The following is a 23,546-nucleotide window of genomic DNA, read 5'->3' as shown; positions in this document are numbered from 1 at the left end:
CAAGGAGTCGCTGGTTTGGCTCACTCCATGCCTCCCGGTCATCCGAGCGTGATGGGCTCACCGCGACCGTCCGCAGCGCGGGACGGGATGCGGTCAGGTCGTCGTCTTGAACTACGGCCAAACTGCGGCTGGGCATGAGGCTGGTGGAACTGGGCTGCGGTCGCGGTCATCAGCCGCCGGCCGTAAGCAGACGAACGGACGAGTGGGGGAATCTCGTGGATGTGACGACGCTGGCCGTTGCGCTCCTGGGCGTAGGAGGAACGCTGGGCGGAACTCTGGGTGGGGCAGTTCTCAGCGAACGCGCCAACCGCAAGCAGAACGAGCGTGCTGATCGTCAACGTGCGGAGGAGCGCGACGACCGAGTTCAGCAGGCCAGGCGTGATCTCTACGCCCGACTGAACGCCTCGGCTCGCGCTTACCGGGTCGCTGCCCGAGACGCCGTTCGAGCGGCCGAGCGCGGTGAAAGTGTCGAACCTACGGTCCTCGACGCCGCCAAAGAAGCCTGGGCAGAGGAATATTCTCAGGCGCAGATGGTACTGGCGAAGGATGTCTTGGAAGTGGCCTCGACACTCAACAGGGCGCTCGGAGTCGGGTTCTCCGTGGTGAAGCAATTGCCGAGCAGCCCCGACCTGGACGGGGAGTATCGCCGGGCGAAGACTTGGTTCAGTGGCCCTCTGTCCAATGGCGTGTACCTGCTGCGAGTCGCCTTGCGCCACGATCTCGGCGTCGAGGTCGAGGTCGACTTCGAACGCACTCGCTTCCAGATGCTCGCTGCGCTCGGCCGCGATGCGAGTAACCTTGAGGACCTGCTCGCCTCGGAACAGGCCCAGGCCGCACGGTCTGCTTGACGGCAACGCAAACGATGAGGCCCCTGGACAGGCTGCCAGGGGCTTCGAACGTAGTCAGGCACTGTCACTCGTACTCGCGAAGCAGGTCCTCGATACGTCGGTTTACGATCTCCTGCCGCCCATCGAGACCCTTCGCCCAGCGGGTCGGCAGAGTTCAACGCTGTTGTCGGCGCGCTCGGCCACCTCGGTGGGTTTGACGCCAGCACAGATCTTGTCGACAGCGCCGAGTGCCGAAGATCGCAGACCGACTTGTGAGCGGCGAGGAGGTGACGGCTGGTGGAAGCGTTACGAGTCGGGCCTCCTCCGGAGAACGAGGGGACCACTCTTCATGCGGGGAGGGGCTAGACGAGTGCTGGCACCTCGACCTCCGATGCCGGGTGGATGATAGACCGAAGTTTCTCGCGGGTCTCCCGGTCCGTCGAGTAGACGATCGTGCCGACCATGCCGCGGGTCAGCAGCACCTTGTACGTGTTGCGGATGAGCCGGTCGACGTCATCGTCCGACGTCGCCTTGGTGAAGGACGGGTCCTTCGACGCTGACCGGTCGACGACCCAGCGGTCCGTCCGCCACACCAGGTCAGGTCCGAGGATCACGCCCGACCAGTCGTACTCGAAACCCTGGGCCGTGTAGACGCAGCCGACCTGGCCGAAGCCGGCCGGGTCGGTGGCCCAGAGAGGGGCGGGTGGCGCGCCGAGGACGGACCTGTCGCCGTACACGTTCCAGGGACGGGCCCACTCGCCGATGACGACGTCCGTCGGGAGCGACGCCATGTCCGGGGTGATCTTCGTGGTCCACTTCCAGCAGTAGCCGGCCGAAATGCGCGCGCCGTAGCCTTCCTCGCGGCGGGCAACGAGGAAGTTCTCCAGTTCCTGGGGGCTTTCGGCGGTCAGGAGCTGGAACTTGCCGTCCGGCTCCCACTGGTGGGGTGTGCCGCCGTCCAGGCCGAGCAGGTCGATGACCCACTTCTCGTACGCCTCGCTGCCGCCGCAGCGGAATTGGCCGTCAAGCTCTACGACCGTGCAGTCAAGGCCTTCTGCGGCGGCGGCCCGCTTGATTTCGTCCTTGGTTCCCATCTCCCCGGGGCGCACCACCTGGTGCTGGTCCAGGAGAAACACCGGTACCCGGGCGGCGTCGATCAGTTCCGCCACCTGGGGGCGGCCGGTGCGCAGTTCCGCCTTCGTGTAGCGGTTGGCGGATGTCTTCCGCAGGCGGTGGGCCTCGTCGCAGATCAGTACGTCGAGGTCGTTCGGCTCCGCGTCCATGAAGCTGTTGAAGTACTTGAACAGCTGCTGGACCTCGCGCTTCCGGTTTCCCGCGACCTTCCGCATCGTCTTGGTGAACGACTGCGAGCCGGTCGCGTGCAGCGCGGGTATCCCGCGTCGGTACAGCTCACCCAGCAGCGACATCGCGATCACGCTCTTGCCGGAGCCGGGGCCGCCGGTGACCACGATCACCTGCTTGCGATTGGACCGCTTGGCCTTCCGTACGGCGGACATCACCCTCTCGTAGGCGATCCGCTGCTCGGCGATCAGTACGAACTGTTCGCGGTCGCGGATCTCGGCCGCCGCGAGGGACATCAGCTGCTTCGACGGCCGTACCTTGGCGTCGAGCAGTACGTCCGCCGCCTGTGCACCGGGCGTGGCGGCGAGCCGCGAGCGCAGGAAGTCGAGGAAGGCGCCGCGTTGTTGGCCGGTGTACATCCGGCCGTGCTGGTCCTCCTTGACGCTGCGCAGCCCCGCGACCCCGAACTCGGTCGCGTTGTGGAGGAAGGCGACTCCGGCCAGCGACTTGGGCATCCGCTCCAACGCGCCGTTGAACGACAGCAGGTACTCGCAGTATCCCCGCACCTGTTCGATCGGGTTGAGCACGGGCTGCGCGTAGGAGTCGATCCGGCACAGCAGGGGCTCGTCCTCCTCCGGGTAGGCCGAGCTCCACTGCTTGAGTTCCACGACGACGTACGACGGTTCGCCGGTGGTCGGGTGCACACCGGCGAGTACGGCGTCGGCACGCTTGCTGGTCAGAGGCAGGCTGTATTCGACGAGGACCTCGACGTCGTCGAGATCGGCCTCGATGAGGGCGTTGGCGAGCGCGGGCAGGCTGCGTTCCCAGGACCGTATCTCCGCCGGCGCGGGCCTCCGGCCGTGCTGGTGACGGAAGTTCTCGGTCAGATGCAGTGCCAGCGACCCTTCGAGGATGCGGGTGGCCACAGACGCCGCAGACTCACGGAACAGCAAGAAAATGCCCCCAGGCAGCACGAAGAAGACTCGTGCGGGTGGGGGCATGTCCTCGGGTGTCCGCCGCGCAGGCGGAACCAGGAAGCCCGTCGGGCCGCTGAGATGGTGCTCACCATCCTAGGTGAGCGTGCCGATCACGTGGAGGGGACGGAGGAGGGTTCGGTCAGGCGGAGCCGTGGAGCGGTGGAGCCGGAAGGGCTGCATAGCGGGGCGCTTGGTAAGGGACACACCCACCGGGTGGCCACATTCCGTCGGCAGACGTGCTCGCAGCGCTCGGGGGCTGATAGACAACAGAGGCGGACGGCCTCTTGCTACATCTCGCGCCGTCCGACAGACCGGCACCGAGCGATCAGAACCAGGACACGAGACATGCTGCTGGCCGAGCAGGCACTCGCCGGGCTGAGGCTGCGCGGACAGCAGGTGCTGGCCGTTGTCACCGTGTTCGCCGATGAGGCTCGGCGCCGTTCCGCGGTCGGGCTCGGAGCCGTCGACAGCCGGGCCCTGCTCACCGTCCTGCACGACCTTCCCGTGGATCTCCCCGTACCGCGGTCCTCGCTCGATCGCCATGCCCTGCGGACGCTGCACACCGCACGGCCCGGCGTCGTGGACCAGGAGGACGGGCAGGGCAACTTGGTACGACGATTGGTACCCGCCGCCCGCGTCGAGCTGGCCCTCGTACATGGGCCGCAAGGCATCTCACCCCGCGAGTGGGACTCCGCGGTCCGGGACGCGTCGCAGTTCGCTCCATTCTGCGCCCGTGGGGTCGTGGTTTCCTGCCCGGTGTCGGAGGAACGAGCACTCTACGCCCCTGACTCGCCTCGCGACCCCGACTTCGACCTTCTCCTCCTCAAGGCCCGCTTCTATGGAGTCGGCGTCGCCACTCAAAGGCCGGCGGGGCTGCGTTGGCTCCTGGAGCCCGCCCCCTACCGCCCCCTACGGCACTCCGCAGCCCAGTGGCTCTTCCACGAGCAGGCCTGGCGTCAGCTCGGGCCGGACTGGTCCTGACTGCGACGCTCCGCAGCCGCGGGCATTGCGGGTGGACTCGGGCGGCGCCAGGACTGAAGAACCCTCGGGAACGGGACCTCCGTGTTCGTCTGAGATGCCAATAGGCGGTGGTAGTCCCAGGCATCCGCGAGTTGCTGACGCCACCAGCCGATGCGTTCGTCCCCCGGCAGGGTCGCGTCCAACTCGTCATGGAGCCCGTAGAGTTCGCAAACAGTGTGCTGCAGTGCAGCGACGACGTCGGCTTCTCTGTCCGTGAAGCGGGTGAGAGCGGCACCCTTGCAGACCGCGCAGTCGCAGACCCACGGATCGATGTGGGCGAACCAGTCCTGGAGTCTGGCCACGCGGTGGTAGCGGAGCAGGCGCCGGACCAGGATCACCGGATACGGCTTGTGGCCGCCGCCCCCGTTGTCGGGTCGCGGAGCCATCCCGTGCCGGAGTACGGCCGAGGCCCCGACCGCCGCGCCCAGCGCCCCGTGCGCCATCGCGTCGAAGGCCGCGAGATCGGTGCGCCACAGAACGAGCCGAGGACAGGAACGGCACAACTGCCGCAACCCCTCAGGGGCTTGAGCGCGTTCGAGCGGATCACCATCTGCCTGCATGATCAGCGCCACGGGATGCCGGCAGGCCCGAATCTCTTCGATGAGGTGAGGTAAGGAGGAGCGACGTAGCCACCGCCAGCTGCACGGCAGCAGCACGACCGTGTCCCGGCGGCGCAGCAGGTTGGCCTGACGCACCACGGCCTTGAGCACTGACGTGTCTCCCGCCTGGTCGGCCGGGATGAAGCAGGTGGGCGTCACGGCATAGGACGCCTTGTTGTCGCGCTGGCCGTCCAGAATCTCGTTGAGCCCGGCGAGGTCCAGGTCGCGCCAGCCGTAGCTGGTCTTGAGCCCGAAAGGTGCGTCAGTGGTGGCGACCTGCTGGGTGTGGCTGCCGTGGTCCATCACGACGACCGTCTCCGGCAGGGCGTTGCGTATCTCCCTGCACCTGACCGGTGCGGCAGCGCCGGTCAGCACCAGCCCGCCCGTGCGGGCCGGGATGTATGGGAGCACGTCGATCGCCAACTGGTCGTTGACCATGATCAGGAGACGGTCCCGCAGCTCGTCGATTTCCTCGATCCCAGCCCCCACGAGATCGTCCCCCTCACGGTCGTCGGGCCGCCCCGCTGGTCTTCACTGTCAGAGCTGTGAAACGACGACGCAAGACCGCCTGCCAGTGGCGGAGTCGTTCTCGGACAGCGGACGATGTAGTAGAGAAGAGCCGGGGCTCGCCGCAATCACCCCCTTGGTCGCGTTGGGTGACAGTTCCCGGCTGAACCGTCGCCGTGCGTGATCGCTGTGTCACGAAGCCTGTATCTGCCCTGGCGGCAAGGCATGCCGAGACTGGCGGAGAAGCTTGGCGTCCGAACACCTGCGAAACGCTCTGCTCCCGACGGCACTTCGGGTCAGTCCCGCGCCCGGTCCTGCCAGTACCGAAAGGTCCTGGCAGCGTCGGGGACGAGGTCCCAGGGATGGCTGGTCATGTGGCGGCCGATGCGGCGGAACACAGGGGCGGCGTCCGCGGTGCGCTTCATTCGGGTGAGGGCGAACGCGAGCAGGTTGAGGTCGGCGAGTGCTTCGGCGTGGGGTGGGGTGTCCGCGTGGAACCATCTGGTCAGCGCGGTGGTCGCCTCGACGGCTGCTTGCGGTTCGTACCAGTGTCCGTCGGCTGCGAAGGAGCCGGCGGTGTCGTGGGCCGTTCGGTAGGCGACGAGTTCGACCCTGGCTGCGAGGGAGAGTAGGGCCACGGGTGATCCGTGAGGGGCCTGGCTCGTGCAGCGCTCCGCGAAGTCGATCATTTGCATGAGCGTTCCGCGGCCGCGTGGGGAGAGGTGGCGCAGCATCTGGTGGTAGGCGGTCCGGTTCCACGGGTCGCGGTTGACCGCCTCGGTCCACACCGGGACGGCCGCGTGCGGCGGGGATCCGCAGGAGTACATCAGCCGAAGGACGGCCAGCCACGGGGTGGGATCCTCCGGGACGGCGTCTGCCGCTCGCCTGCAGTCGCCGTACACATCCCATACGTCCGACCAGTTGGTCTTCTCCTTCACCTGGGCGACCCGTGCGCAAGCCCGTACGACCAGGGCGTCGGGGTCCCGTGGGCAGTCCTTGACCCATCGGTCCGTGACGACCGGTGGCAGGGTGTGGGCCAGTACGGAGATCCGGTGCACCCGGCGGTCCCAGTCGCGGCCCGTGGCACGTAGCAGTTCGGCCGCGGGTGTCCACAGCGGGCGGGTCGGCCCGGTTCCGAGGCCGTGCATCTGCTGCGAAGGGCGCAACTCGGTGAGGGTGCGGTGCAGTTGGCGGTCGTCAAGCTCAGGGCCTGTGACCACGGGTGTTCGGCGTCGCAGCATGGCAGGCAGTCCGGGGAAGGGAGGGAGGGAGCGGGACTCGGCTGAGGCGCCAGGCCTTCACGGGCGGATCGGGCAACCGGGGTGACCAGTGCGTGACGCAGCCGCCTCTCATCTCCGTCGTGCTTGCCCGTCTGCGTAAGAGTTGCCCGTACACGCCTTGTGGTTGACAGCGATTTCCCTGCGATGTGTTGCGATTTCCCTGCGGGCTCACCGAGCAGTTCCTACGGGACGGTCCGAGCCGGCGTCGGCCCGGACCGTCCCGCCCGGAATCGTCAGGACAACCGGAATCGTCAGGACAACCGGAGTCGGTCACGACAACCGGAGTCGGTCAGGACAAGGGGACCGTGTCCTGCCTCTCGCCCGCCTTGTCCCTTCCGGACAGCCGCTCCCGGACCAGTGCGAAGACCACCACTCCGGCGGCCGCCAGGGTGGACAGGACCACCTGGTCGCGGCCGCCGCCCTCGGCCGTGTCGGTCAGCATGTAGCCCAGGACGAAGGTGATGAGGGCGATGGTCGCCCAGGTCAGGTAGGGGTAGAGCCACATCCGGACCACCAGCTTCTCCGGCGACTCCCGTTCGATGATCTTGCGCATGCGCAGTTGGGAGAAGCAGATCACCAGCCAGACGAACAGGGCGATCGCGCCGGAGGCGTTGAGCAGGAACTGGAAGACGGTGTCCGGCCACAGGTAGTTGAAGGCGACGGCGACGAAGCCGAAGACCACCGAGGCGAGGATGGCCGCGCGCGGTACACCGCGGTCCGTGGTCTGGCCGAAGGCGGCCGGGGCGTCGCTGCGCCGGCCGAGCGAGAAGGCCATGCGTGAGGCGGTGTACAGGCCGGAGTTGAGGCAGGACAGTACCGAGGTCAGCACGATGGTGTTCATGATCTGCGCGGCGTGCGGGATGCCGATGGAGCTCAGGGCGGCGACGTACGAGCCGTCCTTGAGGATCGCCGGGTCGTCCCAGCGCAGCAGGGACACCACGATCAGGATCGAGCCGAGGTAGAACACCGCGATCCGCCAGATCACGCTGTTGGTGGCCTTGGTGACGGCGGCCCGCGGGTCGGCGGTCTCGCCCGCCGCCAGGGTGACGATCTCGCTGCCCATGAAGGAGAAGACGACCATCAGGACGCCGGTGAGGATCGCACCGGGCCCGTTCGGGAGGAAGCCGCCGTGTGCGGTGAGGTTGGAGAAGCCGCTCGCCGGGTGGTCGGAGCCGGGCAGCAGCCCGAAGAGCGCGAGGCCGCCGATCACGATGAACGCGGCGATGGCGACGACCTTGATGCCGGCGAACCAGAACTCGAACTCGCCGTAGGAGCTGACCGAGACCAGGTTGGTGGCGGTGAGGACGATCATGACGATCAGGGCCCAGCCCCACTGGGGCACCGCGGGGATCCAGCCGGCCAGGATCTTGGCCCCGGCGGTCGCCTCGACGGCGAGCACCACGACCCAGAAGAACCAGTACAGCCAGCCGATGGTGAAGCCGGCCCAGCGGCCGAGCGCGCGGTCCGCGTAGGCGGAGAACGAACCGGAGGTGGGGTTGGCCGCGGCCATCTCGCCGAGCATCCGCATCACGAGGACGACGAGGACACCGACGAGCGCGTAGGAGACGAGGATGCCCGGGCCGGCGGCGGCGATGCCGGAGCCGGAGCCGACGAACAGGCCGGCGCCGATGACACCGCCGATCGCGATCATCGACAGGTGACGGCTCTTCAGTCCGGCCTGGAGGCCGGAGTCGGCCGCGGGGGCGACCTGCGGATCCGTGGCGGAGGGAGCGGGGGCAGGGGGACGTGTGGTCATCTCGACATCCGTTGGGGAGTGCGGACCAGGGACGTCTGGAAATTAGTTCAGTACGATCAGAAAGAACAGTCTTGTTTAACTGTTCATCTTGCTCTATTTTTCGTGCAACGCGGAGCCGCTCGTTCCGTGGCCGCAACCGACGCCGAGTGCGGTCCGGCCACCGCGTCGTCCCCGTGTTCCGGTCCCAGTCGCCTGGGGAGCCCCCATGCACCACACCGCGGCATGGTCGCGAGACCCCTCCGTGCGGACGCCGTCGCCGTCGGCCCTGCTCTCTTTCCGCAGGCCGTTAGGGTGGCGTCGTGGTGAACGCAGCGGGCAAGTTCGGTCCCTACAGCCAGCCGGTTCCCGCGCGGCCGGCGCCGGTCGGCGGGCCTTGGGACACGCGTGTCCTGGCCGGCAGGGGACCCACGGGAGCGGAGCTCGTCCGGTCCAGGATCGCCCTGCGGGTGCGTCTGAGGTCCGTGTCGCCGGGGGACCGGCTGCCGGACGCGGGTGTCCTTGCCGAGGAGCTCGGGATCAGTGAGATCACCGTGCGCCGCGCGCTGGAGGCCATGTGCCAGGACGGCCTGCTCGACCGCCGTCGGGGCAGGGCGGGCGGGACCTTCGTCGCGGCGGACTGGGACGCGGTCGTCGCCGTGCTGCACGACGCCGACGAGGCGGATTCACTGGACGCCTTCCATCTGCTGCTCGAGTGCGGGCTGGTCGCGCACACCGCGGGTGAGCTCCCGGACGGCCGGCTCGACGGACTGCGGGCGCTGGTCGAGGAGATGGACCTGGCCGACGACCCGGCACGGCTGCTCGAACTGGAGACCCGCTTCCACCTCGACCTCGCCGAGGCGCTCGGCGGCGCCGGGATCCGGGAGTTCGCCGCCGACCTGCTCGGCAAGCAGTGTCTGCTGCGGCCCGCGCCGAACCCGGCAGTCGTACGGGCCCGCAACCGCTGCCACACCGACCTGCTCGACGAACTCATCCGGGGCGCGATGGACCCGGCGGTACGAGCGGTGAAGGCGCACCGGCACGCCGGCACGCCGGACTGACCCGGCCCCTCCTTCCCGTTCCCCTTCCTCTCTCTTCCTCTCTTCTCGTCCTCTCAAGACCGCCACCTCTCGAAGCGCTCTTTCAGAAGGAGCTGTCGCCATGCCTGACCCCGGACCTCTCGGACCGTCGTCGACGTCGGGCCCCGTCGTCGGCACGCCCGAGCGGCTGCGCGGCGGCGTCCTCGGCATGGCGGACATCGCCGCCGCCACGATGGCCAACGTCGGCCCGGCCATGAGCTTCTTCTTCGGCTTCGCCTTCCTGGCCACCACCGCGGGCGTCGCGTCCCCGCTGACCATCGTGGCGGCGGGGGTGGCGGTCGCGCTGTTCGGCAACACGCTGGCCGAGTTCTCCCGGGCGCACCCCTCGGCGGGCAGCTTCACCACCTTCGTGGGCAAGACCTTCGGGCCGGTCAGCGCGGTGACCACGGCTCTGCTCGCCGGTCTGGGCTACATCATCGCGATGGCGTCCGTCATCGCGATCTCGGGCGGTTTCATGCAGATCACCCTGTACCACTACACCGGCGTCGACCTGCCGTGGATCATCTGGACGCTGCTGCTGACCGGGCTGTCGGTGGTGCTGATGCTGCGCGGGATCGTGGTGTCCACCAAGTGGGCCGGCTACTTCTTCGGCGTGGAGATGCTCGTGCTGGTCGTGGTCTCGGTCACGGCGATCGTCGAGCACCGGGGTGACCTCTCCGCGGCCCCGTTCCTGCCCTCCCACCTCACCCACGGCATCAAGGGGCTCGCGGCGGGCTTCCCGCTGGCGGTGTACCTGTTCATCGGCTGGGAGAACTCGGCGGCACTGGCCGAGGAGACGGAGAACCCGCGGCGCAACGTCGGCCGTGCCGTGTTCTCCTCCGTCGCGATCATGACGGTGAGCTACATCCTCTTCTCCTACGCCACGGTGACCGGCTTCGGCTACGACGTGCGGCGGCTCGGCGACTCCCGTATCCCCTTCGTCGACGTCGCCCAGCACACACTCGGGGCGCTGGCGATCGTCGCCTACGTCGGCGGCCTGACCTCCACGCTCGGCGTGCTGATCGCGGGCATCAACTCGCAGGCGAGGCTGGTGTTCAACGCCGGACGGGAGGGGCTGCTCCCGTCCTTCTTCGGCTACGTGCACCCGACGCGCCGTACGCCGACCAACGCGATCGTCACCTTCACCGTCACCGCGCTGCTGATCATCGGGGGCTGGGGGCTGGGGCATGTGCTCGGGGACGGCGGTCAGATGAACCCGGTGGTGTTCTTCGCCGAGTCCTCCAGTCTGGGCGCCATCCTGATCCTGCTGGTGTACCTCGCGTCCAACATCGCGCTGCCGCTGTACTACCGCAGATACCGGCCGCAGGAGTTCCGGCTCGTGCGGCACCTGGTGCTGCCCGCGGTGGGCGCCCTCGCCGTCCTGGTTCCCCTCTACTACCTGGCGAAGCCCGGACAGCCCGCCCCGTACAGCTGGTTCCCGTACGCGGCACTGGCCACCCTCCTCGCAGCCGTCTGCTACGCGGCCCTCCTGGTCCGACGTGACCCGGGCCTGGCCGAACGCGTCGGGTCGGTCGTCGCCGACGCGGAGTGAAGGCGGTCCGGCCTTCCCGAGGGTGGGCGGGGCGCTAGTTCTGTCCGTCCCGGAGCACGTACAGGCTCGGCAGGTTGACGACCACGGCCTCCTGCGTACTGCGGGCGATCACGACGACTGCCTCGTCGTCCGGGTCGGGGTTCTCCTCGCGGTGGGGTACGAAGGGCGGGACGAAGATGTAGTCGCCCGGCCCGGTACGCAACCGCACCTCCTCGGGCTCCGCTCCGCCCTCGGCGGGATCGGCGAGGAAGACGAACTCGGGGTGGCCGCTGACGACGTAGATGGCGGTCTCGGAGTCGCCGTGGTGGTGGTCGGCCGAAGCGGTCGCGGGCGCGACCGTGGTCTGCCCCATCCACATCCGTTCCGAGCCGACCCGGGCGCCGGTGATCGCGGCGAAACGGCGCATGCCGTCGGTCTGCGCGGTGCCGCCGTCCAGGTCGTCGGCGCGAACGTGGTGCACCCGCTTGCGCGCCTCGGGCAGCGGGCCGCTGGGACCGTCGGTCAGGTCCGGGTGGAAGCCGTCAGGGGAACGGTCCTCCGTCGCGGAGGAGACGGGCGGGGTCGGCAGCGGGGGCTGTGGGGTCATCGGCTGTTCGGTCATGGGCTGTTCGGTCATCGGGATCTCCTGGAGATCGGAAGGGAGGGAGACCATCTGAGCAGTCGACTTCGCTTTCACGCGTACCACACCATTGCCCAAGGACCGGGGGACAGCAGAGCGCGGCGGCGACGATCTCCGCCCACAGGCCGGAGCCCAAGGCACCCGCGGGGTGTTCATCACAGCACCGCGATCGGGTTGACGGGCGAACCCGTGCCGCCGGGGACGTTCAGCGGGGCCACGACGAACAGGAACTCGTAGCGGCCGGCCTGCGCGCAGGCGGCGGAGAGTGCTTCCAGGTCGAGGTTGTCCAGCAGGGGCACGCCCATGGCGGTGATCGCGAGGGCGTGCACGGGGGAGTGCAGCCCTTCGACGGGCGAGGGCCGTACGTCGCTGTCGCCGTCGCCGCCGAGCAGCGCGATCCGGCGCTCGGCGAACAGGGGCATGGCGTCCACGTGGAAGCCGGCGCTGGCGTTGTCCGGGTTCCAGGCGCCGAGTGCGGCGCGGCGCCGGACGTGGCCGGAGCGCAGCAGTACCGCGTCGCCGTCGCCGATGGTGACGCCGAGGGCGTTCTCCGCGGCGGCGACCTCCTCGGCGTGCACCGCCCGGCCGGGCTTCAGCCAGTCGGTGCCGAGGACGGCGGGCAGGTCGAGCAGGACTCCCTTGGTGACCAGCGGGCCGAGCGCGGACACGGCGCCGAAGCGGGCGCCGCCCGCGTCGACGACCTCGCGTGCGCTGCGGCCGTCGTAGAGCTGTCCGCGGTAGGCGATGTGGGACAGCGCGTCGAGGTGGCTGACGGCCTTGCCGTGGTAGTCGACGGCGATGAAGTCCTTGTGGCAGGACGGTTCGGGAGCCTCGACGTCGCCGAGGTCGGACATGTAGTGGAGCGCTGGCTTGCCGTTGTCCGGGCCGGGCACCGTGTTCCAGGGCAGGGCCGTGGGAACGGTGGTGCCGGTGCGGACCAGTGCGGCGGCGCGCCGCGCGTGCTCGGGGGTGACCCCGTTCCACGCGCCGCGGTCGGCGTCGGCCGGGGCCCAGCGGCCCCAGGTGCTCAGCTCGTCGAAGAGCGCGTCGAAGTCCGCGCGGGACATCGGGGGACCGTTGCGAGGTGGATCATGCGGGTTGCTGGTCATCTGCTGTTAAACGCTCCAAGGCTCGGAGGGTGTCGCCGGCCGGCCCCCAAGGTCGCGCTACGGTCGAGTGGTCCGAAGGGCTGTACGACTCCGAGTTCCCTCTTCGCGTCGGCCCGTCTGCCCTAAGCGGCGCTCAACCGGAGCAGCACCGCGCTGTTCGGGCGGGGCAGGGACACGGTGAGGTTCCCGGTGGCCGGGTTCCACTCCGTGGTGGCGTCCGTGGACGTGGGGTGGAGCACTGCGGGGTGGAGGTCGGTGCCGCGTAGGTGGGGGATGGCGAGGGTGCGGGTGGGGCCGCCGCTCTCGTCCCGTCTCCAGAGCGTGAGGAACGTGGAGTTCCGGCCGCGCAGGCCATGGGCGATCCAGGGGTCCTCCCAGGAGGGGAGGCCCAGGGGCCAGAACGGGTGCGCGGCGGCGATCTCCGGGCGGATGTCCTTGTAGACGGAGATCGCCGAGCGGACCAGGGCGAACTGCTCGTCGGTCATCAGGTTGAGGAAGCCGGAGAGGTGGATACGGCCGAGGAGGGGGCCGGTGAGGGTAAAGGCGATCTCGTCGAGGGTCTGGTCCGGCTGGGGGTAGGCCCAGATGGCTGCCTGTTCGGGGGTCGCGGCGGTGGCGGCCGCGGCGGCGATGGGCGGGTAGCGCAGGGGGTCCTGCTGGTCGCTGGTGGACTGCAGCTGGGTCACCGCCAGTTGCGCGTAGTCCATGCGCAGGCCGCCCGAGCCGCAGTTCTCCAGAACGAGCTGGGGGTGGCGGTCGAGCAGGGAGTTCAGCCAGTCGAGGTGGGCGCGGTGGTGCCCGAGCAGGCCGGCGCCCGCGCTCTCGGGGCCGTTCTCGGTGCCGGGGCCGATGTTGATGTTGTAGTCGAGTTTGAGGTAGCCGACGCCCCACTCGCCGACCAGCCGGTCCACGACCTCGTCGAGGTGGGCGCGGGCGGCCGGGTGGCGCAGGTCCAGGTGGTGCCGTCCGTGTTCGGTGACGCGCACACCGCCGCGCTGGAAGAACGCCTCGGGCGGCAGCGTGCGGGCGAGCGGGCTGCGGACGCCGACGACTTCCGGTTCCAGCCAGAGGCCCGGCGTCATGCCGTGCCGTCTGACGGCGTCCAGGACCTCCTGGATGCCGCCCGGGAAACGGTTGGGGGCGGCGTCCCACGCGCCGACGGCGTCCCACCAGCCCTGGGCGTCGTCGTCGTACCAGCCCGCGTCGATGACGAAGACCTCGGCGCCGGCCGTCCCCGCCGCCTCGATGAGGGGCAGGAGCCGTTCCGTGGTGGGGTCGCCCATGAGGGTGTTCATGTAGTCGTTGTAGATCACCGGGAGGGTGCGGTGGTCCGGGTGGGCGCGGCGGATCGCGCGGCGGTAGTCCGTGAGTTCACCGAAGGCCGCGTCCAGGCCGCCCGCCTCCGTGTGGACGAGGACGGCGGGGACCGTACGGAACTCCTCGCCGGGGCCCAGGGTGTGGTGCCACTGGTGGTGGGCGTCGTCCGGGCCGAACAGGGCGACATAGGCCGCGCCCTCGCGTTCGCCGGTCTCGAAGCGCCAGCCCGCGCTCGACTCGATCTGCCAGAGCCAGGCCCGGCCGTCCCGGTCGGTCAGGGCGGCGACCGGGAGGTGCCGGCCGGTCGACCAACTGCCCTGCGAGTAGCGCTCGAAGCAGCCGCGTCCCTCGTGACCGTGGGCGGAACGGCTCAGCGGGACGACCTGGTCACGGAACGCGGACTGCCGCCAGCGGCACTCGGCGAGCCAGTCGTTGTCCGCCCAGTGCAGGATCAGGCCGTCGAGGCCGCCGCCGGCGTCGGAGATGCCGCCCAGGGTCAGGGTCGTCACGCTCTCCAGCCGGAGCGGGGTGCCGCCCTCGTTGATCAGGCGTACCTGTGCGCGCAGGTATGCGGCGGCCGACCCTGCCTCCGGGGTGCCTTCGGTCGGCCGCGCGCCCAGGGGATCGGTACCGGAGCCCGCCTCCAGGGTCACCTCCGCCACCAGCCCCGTCGCCGAGTCCGCCAGCCGGATCGTCGTACGCTCCCGGTCGCCGTCCCGGACCGTCTCGTGGTCGCGGTAGACCAGGCGGTCGCCGATGGCCGTGTCGATGAAACGCTCGCCCGACCAGGTGCGGCCGTGGCCGGTGGCGGTGACCTCGACGAGGGGGACCAGGCAGGCCCAGTCCTGGCCGGGCCTGCCCAGCCTGACCGACCCGGTGGCATCCACGGCGGCGTACAGCCCGAGCGCCGGATGCGACCAGATACGGGACCTCTCGACTGTTCCTACGGCACGCGTCAACGCACTTTCCCCTTCTGGGATGGGTCGGTCCTGCGGCTCTCGTACGGGCGTTGAGCTGGGCCTCACACTGCGGGAGGGCTCGGGTCGCCTCGGTCCATATGTGTGGAGGGTGAATCCCCCGTTATGGTCTCTTGACGCCCACGATGTGACCGCTCACAATCCTCGCATGCATGTGACCGGTCACACAACCTCCGGCAGCGACGCCGACCCCCGCCCGGGGCAGCAGAAGGTCGCCAGCATCCGCGATGTCGCCCAGGCGGCAGGCGTCTCCTACCAGACCGTTTCGCGGGTCATCAACGGCCACCCGAACGTCAGGGAGGAGACCCGCGAGCGGGTCCGGGCCGCCATCGAAACCCTGGGATTCAGGCGCAACGCCACCGCGTTCGCGCTGGCCAGCGGCGTGACCCGGTCGGTCACGGTCCTCACGGCGAACACCGTGCTCCACGGTTACGCAGCCACCCTGCAGGGCCTGGAGGAGGCGTCCCGCGCCGCCGGATACGCGCTCGGCGTACGGGTCGTGACACCTGAGGACGACCTGGACCGTACGATCGCCGCGGCCGCCGACACCGGTGGCGGCCTGGTGGTCATCGGCTTCGACCGTGTCGGTGCCGCCGCCCTGGACCGCGTACCGGCGCATGTGCCGTGCGCGGCGGTGGTGGAGGCGCCGCCGCCCGGCCGGACACCCGACCGTCCCGCGGTGTGGGCCGACGACCGCGAGGCGGCCCGTGCCGCCACCGAACACCTGCTCGCGCTCGGCCACGACACCGTGCACTACGTGGCGATCCCCGCCTCGACCGGCACCCGGCGCTCGGCGGGACCCCGCGCCGAGGGCTGGCGCCAGGCCCTCGACGCGGCCGGCGTCGTCCCTCCCGCGCCGTCCGGCAAGGGCTGGGACGCCCAGGCCGGATACGAGGCGGGGAAGAAGCTCGCCAGGAAACCGGACGTCACCGCGATCCTGTGCGGCAACGACGACCTCGCGCTCGGTGTCCTGCGGGCCCTGCACCACGCGGGCCGGCGAGTCCCCGAGGACGTCAGCGTCATCGGTTTCGACGACGCCCCGCACTCCGGATTCATCACACCGTCCCTCACCACGGTCCGGATGGACTTCCAGGGCCTGGGACGCGCCGCCTTCGGACTCCTGCGCACCCAACTCGACACCGACCAGCAGACACCCGCGCCGGTGCCGGCCGAACCCGCCCTCATCCTCCGGGAGAGCTCCGGGCCACGAGAGAGCTCCGGGCCACGAGCGAACTCGGGGTCACGAGCGAGCTCGGGGTCACGAGACACCTGAGCCGGACCGGGCGGTCGCGCTCCGCACGTGGGTAAGCCGGACCGGGCGGTCGCGCTCCGCACGTGGGTGAGCCGGACCGGGCGGTCGCGCTCCGCACACGCGGCCAACCCTGCGCTCCCGTTCCATCCCCTTCCTCCGCTGGAGCACTGCACGACGCCTCTGCCCGCCCGATCTGGTCATCGAGCGCTCAGCCGCCCAACTCCCGGGCCACTTCCAGGCCGAGGAGGAGCACAGAAAAGAGCTGCTGCGCTGCTTCAATGACATGGCTTTGCCCCTGGAGGTGCGCGTCGCGGCTGCTCTCGTCCGCCTCTACGCCCTCCCCCTGACCCGCATCGTCGAACTCACCGACGACCACATTCGCCACGACCAGGGGCATTCCTACCTGATGGTCAACCACCATCCCTTGTGCTCCCGCCGAAACTCGCCCGCCTCATCGACGATCAGCTGCAGCACAGCCCCCGGCACAGCAACACCGCGGGGTGCAGATACCTCTTGCCCGGTCACAGCCCTGGACGCCCGCGCAACCCCCTCGGCCTCGCCGACACCTTGAGACACCACGGTCTGCCCGCCCGCGCTGCACGGAACACCGCCATGATGGACGCCCTGGTAGACCTGCCGCCCATGCTCATCGCCGACCTGCTCGGTATCCACCCCAAGACAGCCGAACGCTGGGCCACCCTCGCCGGCGGGAACTGGTCCGATTACTTGGCAGCGCGACGGGCCGACCCGCAGGGCTAGGCAGTTGAGCAGGGCAGTGTTCCCGAGTCTGCGCTATTGGGGGATGGTGAGCAGGATGCGGCCGTGGCCACCGCCGGCGTCGACGCGGTCGTGGGCCTTGGCGATGTCGTCCAGCGGGTGACGGTCGCCGACGGCGACGGTGAGGGCGCCGACGGCGGCTGCGGAGGTGAGGTCGCGGGCGGCCTGGCGCTTGGCCTCGGCGGGGAAGTCGTCGCTGCCGAGCAGCCGCAGGGTGACGTTGTTGAACAGCAGCGGCCAGAAGGGGATCTCGGTGCGGTCCGTGCGGGTGGCGTAGGCGGCGATGACGGCGTTGTTGGCGGCGACGGCGTTGTCGAGATCGGCGTTGTCGGACAGCGCGACCTCGATGATCCGGTCGACGCCCCGCGGCGCGTACCAGCGGATGGCCGCGGCGGGGTCGCCGGTATCCAGGGCGACGGCGTGGGAGACGACGGCCGCGTCGACGCGGTTGAGGTCCGCGGTTCGGCGGACGGTCGCGATCACAGTCGCGCCGGCCCAGTGGGCGAGCTGGGCGGCCAGGGAGCCGACGCCGCCGAGAACTCCGTGGACCAGGACCAGTTGGCCGTCGACCGGGCCGTCGGCGAAGACGGTGCGGTGGGCGGTGATGCCGGGGATGCCGAGGCTCGCCCCCAGTTCATCACTCAGATGATCTGGCAGAGGTACGGCTTGGTGGTCAGGTACGACGGTGTACTGGGCGGCTGTGCCGAAGGGGCGGTAGGACTGGGCGCCGTATACCCAGACCCGCTGTCCGACGCGGCGAGCGTCGACTTGGGCGCCCACGGCGTCGATGACTCCGGCGCCGTCGCTGTGCGGGATCACCCGCGGGAAGGGCATGGACGAGCCGAGCCAGCCGCGCCGTTTCTTGGTGTCGCCAGGGTTGACGCCCGAGACGGTGACGCGGACGCGGACCTCGCCGGGGCCGGGGACGGGATCAGGGAGTTCACCGACGTGCAGGACATCGGCGGCGGGGCCCTGGTCGTCATACCAGTAAGCAAGCATGGGGGTACCTCCGTGGGCAGTCAGCTCGCAGGAGCGGCGGGCGCATGCGGATCGCTGTCGGTGCATGCGGCGTCGAATGCGGGCGCCTTCTCCCCGAGGGCCTCGCGCAGCCAGGTCCGTTCGGCGCGGCTGGTGGCGCGGGCGGTGAGCAGCATGCCCCGCCGGTAGGGGTCGGCGATCTCCTCGGCACGCAGGGGCCGCTCATTGTCGTAGAAGAAGCTCGCCGGTTCCTCCAGGAACTCCAGCCGTCTGCGCAGCACCGCGTGCTGTTCGGCCACGTCGGGCAGGTGGGAGAGGAAGGCCAGGACGACGTAGAACCGGGTGAAGTCGGTGATCTCGTGGTCGGCGGGCTTGCGCAGGCGTTGAAGCATGTCGGCCCGTCCGGCCGCGGTCAGGCTGAGCACGTACCGGGCCGCCCCCGCGGCTGGGTCGGCGCGCCGCTCGATCAAGCCCGTCCTGGTCAGGCGATTGATCGCCGGATACAGGCTGCCGTCACTGACCGGCCGCGTATAGCCGGTCAGCTGTGAGACGAGGCGGCGCAGCTCGTGTCCAGACAGGGGTCCCTCGGCGAGGAAGCCGAGTATCGCGAGTTCCAGCATGAGTCCATCTTCGCACGCGAACATCGAATCGATGTGAACATCGATTCGATGTTACGCTCGCAAGTACCCGCCCAGACGTCTCCGGAGAGGCACAGCAAGATGCCATCGCAGTCCACCGAGTCAGTGATGAACCGTTTCGTCGAGTTCATCAACACGAGCAACGAGGATCTCGCCCGCGAGGTCATTTCTCCGGACGCGGTGTTCCACGCGCCAAGCCACCCGGAACCACTGAGGGGGCCCGATGGGTACTTGGAAGTCATCGGGATGATGCGCAGCGCCTTCCCCGACGTCCAGTGGACGCTGGAGGAGACGGTCACCGAAGGCGACACCGTGGCCGCGCGGTTCACCATGCGGGGAACCCACGGCGGTGAGTTCTTCGGGGTCCCGGCGAGTGGCAACAAGATCTCGGTGCAGGCCATGAACTTCTACTACCTGGCCGGCGGCCGGATCGTCGGCGAACGGGGCCAGCCCGATCTCCTCGGGGTGATGCAGCAGATCGGCGCCGTACCGGCGCCGTGAACCTCGTAGCGCCGGGTGAGCCTTCTGCCGCGCGGGATTGCCGCTGCCGGGAGGGGGCCGTACGGCGCGGTGGCAGAGGGCGAAGGCCCGCACCGGAGCGCGGGCGTCCGTCGCGGGTTCACCGCAAGAGGCCGGTCTTCTTCTTGATCCGGCGTCTTCGCGCAGACAGCGCCCGTTGCGGCGAGAGCTTTACACCTTGTCACCGCTGACGTGACCGAGCCGAGTACGGAACCGCTCGCTCTACGGCGAATACTGCAAGCCTCGAATACCGACAGTCCACCAGTGCGCAGCTGACCGCCGTCCGGGAAGTGCTGCGGGACGTGGGCGCCGCCGCCGTCAGGGAGATCGTGGTCGTCAACAAGGCGGACGCCGCCGACCCGGACGTCGTGGCCCGCCTGCTGGAGGCGGAACCGGACTCGATCGCCGTCTCCGCGCGCTCCGGACAGGGCATCGAGGAACTGCGGGACCTGATCGACACCTTGCTTCCGCACCCCGAGGTGGAGATCGAGGCCATGGTCCCCTACACCGAGGGCGGCCTGCTCTCGCGGGCCCACGAGGAGGGCGAGGTGCTCGCCGCCGAGCACACGGACCAGGGCACCCTGCTCAAGGCGAGGGTCGGCCCGGAACTGGCGTCCGTGCTACGGGCCTTTCCTGTGCGGTGAGATCGCCGCACGCGGGCCCGCTTCAGCGGCTCCCACCTGACGCTGCGCGACGGGCAGGTGGCCGGGTTCACCGCCGGCTGACCGGCCAGGACACTGCTGCCGATCGGCTAGGACGACGACCGTGCCGTCCCCAGCGAGCGTTCCGTCACCTTCGCTAGGTGCCGGGTGAAGACGTCGCGGGTGTCCGGAGTGAGCGTGCGCAGGGCCACCAAGGCCGTGATCACCACATCGCACAGCTCGCCCTGGACGTCGTCCCAGGTGTGCGTGACGCCCTTGCGCGGGTTCTGGCCGGTCGCCCCGATCACCGCCTGGGCCACCTCACCGACCTCCTCCGACAGCTTCAGCATGCGCAGCAGCAGGAGGCCTTGGTCGCCGCCGATCGAGCGGTTGGTCTCCAGCCAGGCCCACAGCTCGTCGATCGAGCCCCAGAGGTCGGCGGCCGGAACGGGAAGGCTCGCGGCCGGGTCGGGAAGACTCGTGGTCGGCTCGGGAGACCGCACGGTCGGATCGGGTGGCGTCCCAGGGGAGGTGGCCTGATCAGTCATGTGGGCAGCTTGTCACGGGGCCCGGGACCGACGGCAACACCGTGGCTCACCGCACCCCTATTCGTCGAACGTCTCCTCGAACAACGCCTCCTGCTCGCCCTGCTGCTCCCGTTTCCGCAGCCGCCGGTTCCGCGCGCCCACCACCAGCGCGGTCGCCAACCCGGTCGCCGCGAACGCCGCCGGAACCATCCAGTTCCGGTTGACCGCGTGCCCGAGCGCGTGGTCCAGGGAGAGCCGACCGGGTCCGGCGACGGCGAGACCGGCGGCCGTCAGGCCCAGGCTGGCCGCGTACTCGTAGCCGCCGCCCTGGGCGAAGAAGCCGTTCGGCGTGTGCACCGCGGCCGCGCCCGCCATCGCGCCGGCCGCCGCAGCGCCGGCCGCCGGGGTCGCCAGGCCCAACGCCAGCAGCGTGCCGCCACCGGCCTCGGCCAGTCCGGCCGCCGCGGCGCTCTCCTTGCCGGGCGCGTACCCGATGGACTCGAAGTACTGGCCGGTGCCCTCCAGCCCATGCCCGCCGAACCACCCCAGCAGCTTCTGCGCGCCGTGCGCGGCCAGTACCCCGCCGGTGCCCAGCCGGAGCAGCAGCAGGCCCAGATCACGTCGGTCGTAAGAGGTCACGGTGTCTCCCGGAACAGACAACAGGAACTGCCGACAAGGACAGGCGGCAGAAAAGGAACAACCCCCTCCGCGTTTCCAACGTCGCACCTCTCACACCTCCGGTCCCGCCCGCGGCGCCGTTCGAGTGGCAGACCGCGGCCGGGGATGTGAGCCTGACTGGCATGACGATTCAGACCGCCAAGCTGAGCGACCCGGCCGTCCGCGCCTTCGTCAGAGCCGTCAACGCCCACGACCGGGAGGCCTTCCTCGCGCTGCTCGCGCCCGGCGCCACCATGGCGGACGACGGCTCGGACCGGGACCTCGACGAGTGGACCGACCGGGAGATCTTCTCCTCCCACGGCCACATGGAGGTCGAGAACGAGTCCCGGGGCGGCCGAGCCCTCGTCGCCCGCTACAGCAACGACAGTTGGGGCGAGATGCGCACCCGCTGGAACTTCACGGTCGACGAGCACGGCAGGATCGCCCGCTTCGAGACCGGCCAGGCCTGAACCACGTACGGGAGATGCGAGAGAAAACCCGGGCCGTACGAGGCCTTGTCCTGAAGTGCGCTCCAACTCCTAGGCTCCCCGGGCATGGAGACCACACGCATACTGGGCCGCACCGGCATCGAGGTCAGCGCGCTCGGGTTCGGCTGCTGGGCGATCGGCGGGGAGTGGCAGGGGGCCGGCGGAGAGCCGCTGGGCTGGGGCAAGGTCGACGACGAGGAGTCGGTACGGGCCGTCCGGCGCGCCCTCGACCTGGGCGTCACCTTCTTCGACACTGCGGACACCTACGGCGCCGGGCACAGCGAACGCGTCCTCGGCCGGGCCCTCGGAAAGCGCCGGGACGACGTGGTCGTCGCCACCAAGTGGGGCAACGTCTTCGACGAGGAGACCCGTACCCGCGCCGGCGTCGACGACAGCCCCGCCTACGTCCGCCGCGCCCTGACCGCGTCCCTGCAGCGCCTCGGCACGGACCACGTCGACCTCTACCAGCTGCACCTCTCCGACGCCGACCCCGACCGTGCGGCCGAACTCCGTGATATCTGCGAGGAGTTGGTCCGGGAGGGCCTGATCCGCGCCTACGCGTGGAGCACCGACGACCCGGCCCGCGCCGCGGTGTTCGCGCAGGGGGAGCACTGTACGGCCGTACAGCACGCGATCAACGTGCTGCAGGACGCGCCCGAAATGATCGCCCTGTGCGAGGAGTCGAACCTCGCCAGCGTCAACCGCAGCCCGCTGGCGATGGGGCTGCTGACCGGGAAGCGCCGGTCCGGCGAGACCCTGGAGGCCGGGGACATCCGCAGCCGGCCGCCGGCCTGGCTGCAGGGCTTCGAGGCGGGTTCGGGGGCGGACCCGGAGTGGCTCGGGCGGGTCGACGCGCTCAGGGACGTCCTCACCAGTGGCGGCCGTACGCTCGCCCAGGGCGCCCTCGCCTGGCTGTGGGCGCGCAGCCCGCGCACGGTCCCGATTCCCGGCTTCCGTTCGGTCGCCCAGGCCGAGCAGAACGCGGGCGCACTGGAGAAGGGTCCGCTCACCGCCGGGCAGCTCGCCGAGGTCGACCGGATCCTGGGGCGCTGAAAGGGCGCGCCCCCGAGTATCGGGACGTGCGGATCATCGCGGCAGCCGTTCCCCCGCGCCGGAAAGTACCTCGCGGTTCCGTGCGAGGTCACCCCCACCCGGCGCGGGGGAAGGGCTGCCGCCTCCCCCCTCGGGAGTGGTCGCGGAAGCCGTCTCCTCCAAGTGTGAAGCTCTCGTGGAGGAGGTCATGAGCATAAGCCGTTCACCGGCCCCTTTGGTGCGGAGTTTGTGATTCCGCTTGTGCAGATCGAGCGCGCGGCGACCGGCGGCGACCCGGCGACGGCCCGGCGGGCACCGCTCAGCCGCGTCCCACGTACGGCATCGCCGTCGCCAGTACCGTCGCGAACTGCACGTTCGCCTCCAGCGGCAGCTCCGCCATGTGCCGCACCGTGCGTGCCACGTCGGCCACGTCCATCACCGGCTCGGGTATGACCTCCCCGTTGGCCTGGAGGGCCCCGGTCCGCATCCGCTCGGTCATGTCGGTGGCCGCGTTGCCGATGTCGATCTGCCCGACCGCGATGCCGTACGGCCGCCCGTCCAGCGACAGTGACTTGGTCAGGCCGGTCAGCGCGTGTTTGGTGGCCGTGTAGGCGACCGAGTGCGGCCGGGGCGTGTGCGCGGAGATCGAGCCGTTGTTGATGATCCGGCCGCCCTGGGGGTCCTGCTCCTTCATCTGCCGGTACGCGGCCTGCGCGCACAGGAACGCCCCGTTGAGGTTGGTGTCCACCACGTGCCGCCAGGCGTCGTAGGGCAGCTCCTCGACCGGCACCCCGCCCGGCCCGAACGTCCCCGCGTTGTTGAACAGCAGGTCGACCCGCCCGAACCGGTCCACCGTGGCGGCGAACAGCGCGGCCACGTCCTCGGGCCGCGAGACATCGGTCCGTACGGCGAGCGCGGCGCCCTCGGGAACCAGGGCCGCCGTCCCCTCCAGCGTTTCCGGCCGGCGGCCCGCCAGCGTCACCGACCAGCCTGTCCGCAGCAGTTCCACGGCGACCGCCCGGCCGATGCCGGAACCCGCGCCGGTCACCACCGCGACCCTCGAGACCTTCGCAGTTCGCATGGCATTCATGGGCTCGCAGCGTAGGGGACGGCCCGCCATACGGAACTCATCCGTCCGCC

The 23,546-nt window shown here is 70.0% G+C and carries 22 protein-coding genes and 1 pseudogene; 10 read left to right on the top strand and 13 right to left on the bottom strand.

What is annotated here, in order from left to right; translation table 11 throughout:
* The first annotated feature begins 221 nt into the window (after positions 1 to 221).
* Positions 222 to 848 (top strand): hypothetical protein, encoded by a 627-nt coding sequence (locus tag ACIBK3_RS03085; RefSeq protein WP_399361273.1) that lies wholly within the window; start codon positions 222 to 224, stop codon positions 846 to 848.
* A 341-nt stretch (positions 849 to 1,189) separates the two neighbouring features.
* Here the strand turns inward: ACIBK3_RS03085 and ACIBK3_RS03080 are convergent, their stop codons facing one another.
* Positions 1,190 to 3,130 carry a DNA/RNA helicase domain-containing protein gene (locus tag ACIBK3_RS03080; RefSeq protein ID WP_399361270.1) on the bottom strand — a complete coding sequence of 647 codons (1,941 nt, stop codon included), beginning with the start codon at positions 3,128 to 3,130 and terminating at the stop codon, positions 1,190 to 1,192.
* Between the two features lie 321 nt (positions 3,131 to 3,451).
* On the opposite strand from ACIBK3_RS03080, the gene ACIBK3_RS03075 reads away from it, so the two are divergent.
* Positions 3,452 to 4,087 carry a hypothetical protein gene (locus ACIBK3_RS03075; RefSeq protein ID WP_399361268.1) on the top strand — a complete coding sequence of 212 codons (636 nt, stop codon included), beginning with the start codon at positions 3,452 to 3,454 and terminating at the stop codon, positions 4,085 to 4,087.
* Here ACIBK3_RS03075 and ACIBK3_RS03070 read toward each other — a convergent pair.
* The 3 genes from ACIBK3_RS03070 to ACIBK3_RS03060 all read right to left on the bottom strand — a co-directional run bounded on the left by ACIBK3_RS03070 (position 4,063) and on the right by ACIBK3_RS03060 (position 8,268).
* A complete protein-coding gene (locus tag ACIBK3_RS03070; protein ID WP_399361266.1) occupies positions 4,063 to 5,214 on the bottom strand; it encodes a hypothetical protein in 1,152 nt (383 codons plus the stop codon). The genes ACIBK3_RS03075 and ACIBK3_RS03070 overlap by 25 nt on opposite strands.
* A gap of 314 nt (positions 5,215 to 5,528) precedes the next feature.
* A complete protein-coding gene (locus tag ACIBK3_RS03065) occupies positions 5,529 to 6,473 on the bottom strand; it encodes a hypothetical protein (RefSeq protein WP_399361263.1) in 945 nt (314 codons plus the stop codon).
* Between the two features lie 328 nt (positions 6,474 to 6,801).
* Positions 6,802 to 8,268 carry an amino acid permease gene (locus ACIBK3_RS03060; protein ID WP_399361261.1) on the bottom strand — a complete coding sequence of 489 codons (1,467 nt, stop codon included), beginning with the start codon at positions 8,266 to 8,268 and terminating at the stop codon, positions 6,802 to 6,804.
* Positions 8,269 to 8,567: 299 nt separating this feature from the next.
* On the opposite strand from ACIBK3_RS03060, the gene ACIBK3_RS03055 reads away from it, so the two are divergent.
* Entirely contained in the window at positions 8,568 to 9,305 is a 738-nt protein-coding gene (locus ACIBK3_RS03055) for a FadR/GntR family transcriptional regulator (RefSeq protein ID WP_399361259.1), read from the top strand.
* Positions 9,306 to 9,405: 100 nt separating this feature from the next.
* Positions 9,406 to 10,875, top strand: a complete 1,470-nt coding sequence (locus ACIBK3_RS03050; protein ID WP_399361256.1) for an APC family permease — start codon at positions 9,406 to 9,408, stop codon at positions 10,873 to 10,875.
* 34 nt (positions 10,876 to 10,909) lie between these two features.
* Here the strand turns inward: ACIBK3_RS03050 and ACIBK3_RS03045 are convergent, their stop codons facing one another.
* From ACIBK3_RS03045 to ACIBK3_RS03035, 3 genes are all read right to left on the bottom strand, one after another.
* On the bottom strand, positions 10,910 to 11,491 hold the full coding sequence (locus tag ACIBK3_RS03045; protein WP_399361254.1) for a cupin domain-containing protein: 582 nt from the start codon (positions 11,489 to 11,491) through the stop codon (positions 10,910 to 10,912).
* A gap of 158 nt (positions 11,492 to 11,649) precedes the next feature.
* Positions 11,650 to 12,603 (bottom strand): cyclase family protein, encoded by a 954-nt coding sequence (locus ACIBK3_RS03040; protein WP_399361252.1) that lies wholly within the window; start codon positions 12,601 to 12,603, stop codon positions 11,650 to 11,652.
* 122 nt (positions 12,604 to 12,725) lie between these two features.
* Complete coding sequence (locus ACIBK3_RS03035; RefSeq protein ID WP_399361250.1) at positions 12,726 to 14,879, bottom strand: glycoside hydrolase family 36 protein; 2,154 nt, start codon at positions 14,877 to 14,879, stop codon at positions 12,726 to 12,728.
* 166 nt (positions 14,880 to 15,045) lie between these two features.
* On the opposite strand from ACIBK3_RS03035, the gene ACIBK3_RS03030 reads away from it, so the two are divergent.
* Positions 15,046 to 16,170 carry a LacI family DNA-binding transcriptional regulator gene (locus tag ACIBK3_RS03030; RefSeq protein ID WP_399361247.1) on the top strand — a complete coding sequence of 375 codons (1,125 nt, stop codon included), beginning with the start codon at positions 15,046 to 15,048 and terminating at the stop codon, positions 16,168 to 16,170.
* A gap of 187 nt (positions 16,171 to 16,357) precedes the next feature.
* On the opposite strand, the gene ACIBK3_RS03025 is transcribed toward ACIBK3_RS03030, so the two are convergent.
* On the bottom strand, positions 16,358 to 16,570 hold the full coding sequence (locus ACIBK3_RS03025; RefSeq protein ID WP_399361245.1) for a hypothetical protein: 213 nt from the start codon (positions 16,568 to 16,570) through the stop codon (positions 16,358 to 16,360).
* A 191-nt stretch (positions 16,571 to 16,761) separates the two neighbouring features.
* On the opposite strand from ACIBK3_RS03025, the gene ACIBK3_RS03020 reads away from it, so the two are divergent.
* On the top strand, positions 16,762 to 16,908 hold the full coding sequence (locus tag ACIBK3_RS03020; RefSeq protein ID WP_399361243.1) for a hypothetical protein: 147 nt from the start codon (positions 16,762 to 16,764) through the stop codon (positions 16,906 to 16,908).
* 33 nt (positions 16,909 to 16,941) lie between these two features.
* On the opposite strand, the gene ACIBK3_RS03015 is transcribed toward ACIBK3_RS03020, so the two are convergent.
* Together ACIBK3_RS03015 and ACIBK3_RS03010 are read right to left on the bottom strand one after the other, a co-directional pair.
* A complete protein-coding gene (locus ACIBK3_RS03015) occupies positions 16,942 to 17,925 on the bottom strand; it encodes an NADPH:quinone reductase (protein ID WP_399361241.1) in 984 nt (327 codons plus the stop codon).
* A 20-nt stretch (positions 17,926 to 17,945) separates the two neighbouring features.
* Positions 17,946 to 18,524: a PadR family transcriptional regulator gene (locus tag ACIBK3_RS03010; RefSeq protein ID WP_399361239.1), complete on the bottom strand. Its 579-nt coding sequence runs from the start codon at positions 18,522 to 18,524 to the stop codon at positions 17,946 to 17,948.
* 33 nt (positions 18,525 to 18,557) lie between these two features.
* On the opposite strand from ACIBK3_RS03010, the gene ACIBK3_RS03005 reads away from it, so the two are divergent.
* On the top strand, positions 18,558 to 19,043 hold the full coding sequence (locus ACIBK3_RS03005; RefSeq protein ID WP_399361236.1) for an ester cyclase: 486 nt from the start codon (positions 18,558 to 18,560) through the stop codon (positions 19,041 to 19,043).
* 287 nt (positions 19,044 to 19,330) lie between these two features.
* Positions 19,331 to 19,705: pseudogene (locus ACIBK3_RS03000) on the top strand (GTPase HflX); the annotation flags it as partial.
* Positions 19,706 to 19,812: 107 nt separating this feature from the next.
* Here ACIBK3_RS03000 and ACIBK3_RS02995 read toward each other — a convergent pair.
* Positions 19,813 to 20,250, bottom strand: coding sequence for a MazG-like family protein (locus tag ACIBK3_RS02995; RefSeq protein ID WP_399361233.1), 438 nt, complete (start codon positions 20,248 to 20,250; stop codon positions 19,813 to 19,815).
* Positions 20,251 to 20,307: 57 nt separating this feature from the next.
* The gene (locus tag ACIBK3_RS02990; protein WP_399361231.1) at positions 20,308 to 20,868 is read right to left on the bottom strand and encodes a DoxX family protein; all 561 of its coding nucleotides are present in this window, start codon (positions 20,866 to 20,868) and stop codon (positions 20,308 to 20,310) included.
* Positions 20,869 to 21,029: 161 nt separating this feature from the next.
* Between ACIBK3_RS02990 and ACIBK3_RS02985 the strand changes: the two genes are divergently transcribed.
* Together ACIBK3_RS02985 and ACIBK3_RS02980 are read left to right on the top strand one after the other, a co-directional pair.
* Positions 21,030 to 21,356 carry a nuclear transport factor 2 family protein gene (locus ACIBK3_RS02985; protein WP_399361228.1) on the top strand — a complete coding sequence of 109 codons (327 nt, stop codon included), beginning with the start codon at positions 21,030 to 21,032 and terminating at the stop codon, positions 21,354 to 21,356.
* Between the two features lie 84 nt (positions 21,357 to 21,440).
* Positions 21,441 to 22,427, top strand: a complete 987-nt coding sequence (locus ACIBK3_RS02980; protein WP_399361226.1) for an aldo/keto reductase — start codon at positions 21,441 to 21,443, stop codon at positions 22,425 to 22,427.
* A 298-nt stretch (positions 22,428 to 22,725) separates the two neighbouring features.
* Here the strand turns inward: ACIBK3_RS02980 and ACIBK3_RS02975 are convergent, their stop codons facing one another.
* The gene (locus tag ACIBK3_RS02975; RefSeq protein WP_399361223.1) at positions 22,726 to 23,496 is read right to left on the bottom strand and encodes an SDR family oxidoreductase; all 771 of its coding nucleotides are present in this window, start codon (positions 23,494 to 23,496) and stop codon (positions 22,726 to 22,728) included.
* Positions 23,497 to 23,546 lie beyond the last annotated feature (50 nt).

Origin of the sequence: Streptomyces sp. NPDC050287, from assembly GCF_044459385.1 — a bacterium.
Taxonomy (GTDB): Bacteria; Actinomycetota; Actinomycetes; order Streptomycetales; family Streptomycetaceae; genus Streptomyces.
This window is presented reverse-complemented; position numbering and strand designations above follow the sequence as displayed.

Excerpts from the sequence above, each read along its gene's own strand:
- ACIBK3_RS03080 (WP_399361270.1), bottom strand. The coding sequence starts at position 3,130 with ATGCCCCCACCCGCACGAGTCTTCTTCGTGCTGCCTGGGGGCATTTTC.
- ACIBK3_RS03075 (WP_399361268.1), top strand. The coding sequence starts at position 3,452 with ATGCTGCTGGCCGAGCAGGCACTCGCCGGGCTGAGGCTGCGCGGACAG.
- ACIBK3_RS03065 (WP_399361263.1), bottom strand. The coding sequence starts at position 6,473 with ATGCTGCGACGCCGAACACCCGTGGTCACAGGCCCTGAGCTTGACGAC.
- ACIBK3_RS03060 (WP_399361261.1), bottom strand. The coding sequence starts at position 8,268 with ATGACCACACGTCCCCCTGCCCCCGCTCCCTCCGCCACGGATCCGCAG.
- ACIBK3_RS03050 (WP_399361256.1), top strand. The coding sequence starts at position 9,406 with ATGCCTGACCCCGGACCTCTCGGACCGTCGTCGACGTCGGGCCCCGTC.
- ACIBK3_RS03045 (WP_399361254.1), bottom strand. The coding sequence starts at position 11,491 with ATGACCGAACAGCCCATGACCGAACAGCCGATGACCCCACAGCCCCCG.
- ACIBK3_RS03040 (WP_399361252.1), bottom strand. The coding sequence starts at position 12,603 with ATGACCAGCAACCCGCATGATCCACCTCGCAACGGTCCCCCGATGTCC.
- ACIBK3_RS03030 (WP_399361247.1), top strand. The coding sequence starts at position 15,046 with ATGCATGTGACCGGTCACACAACCTCCGGCAGCGACGCCGACCCCCGC.
- ACIBK3_RS03025 (WP_399361245.1), bottom strand. The coding sequence starts at position 16,570 with ATGGTGGTTGACCATCAGGTAGGAATGCCCCTGGTCGTGGCGAATGTG.
- ACIBK3_RS03020 (WP_399361243.1), top strand. The coding sequence starts at position 16,762 with ATGATGGACGCCCTGGTAGACCTGCCGCCCATGCTCATCGCCGACCTG.
- ACIBK3_RS03015 (WP_399361241.1), bottom strand. The coding sequence starts at position 17,925 with ATGCTTGCTTACTGGTATGACGACCAGGGCCCCGCCGCCGATGTCCTG.
- ACIBK3_RS03010 (WP_399361239.1), bottom strand. The coding sequence starts at position 18,524 with ATGCTGGAACTCGCGATACTCGGCTTCCTCGCCGAGGGACCCCTGTCT.
- ACIBK3_RS02995 (WP_399361233.1), bottom strand. The coding sequence starts at position 20,250 with ATGACTGATCAGGCCACCTCCCCTGGGACGCCACCCGATCCGACCGTG.
- ACIBK3_RS02985 (WP_399361228.1), top strand. The coding sequence starts at position 21,030 with ATGACGATTCAGACCGCCAAGCTGAGCGACCCGGCCGTCCGCGCCTTC.
- ACIBK3_RS02980 (WP_399361226.1), top strand. The coding sequence starts at position 21,441 with ATGGAGACCACACGCATACTGGGCCGCACCGGCATCGAGGTCAGCGCG.
- ACIBK3_RS02975 (WP_399361223.1), bottom strand. The coding sequence starts at position 23,496 with ATGAATGCCATGCGAACTGCGAAGGTCTCGAGGGTCGCGGTGGTGACC.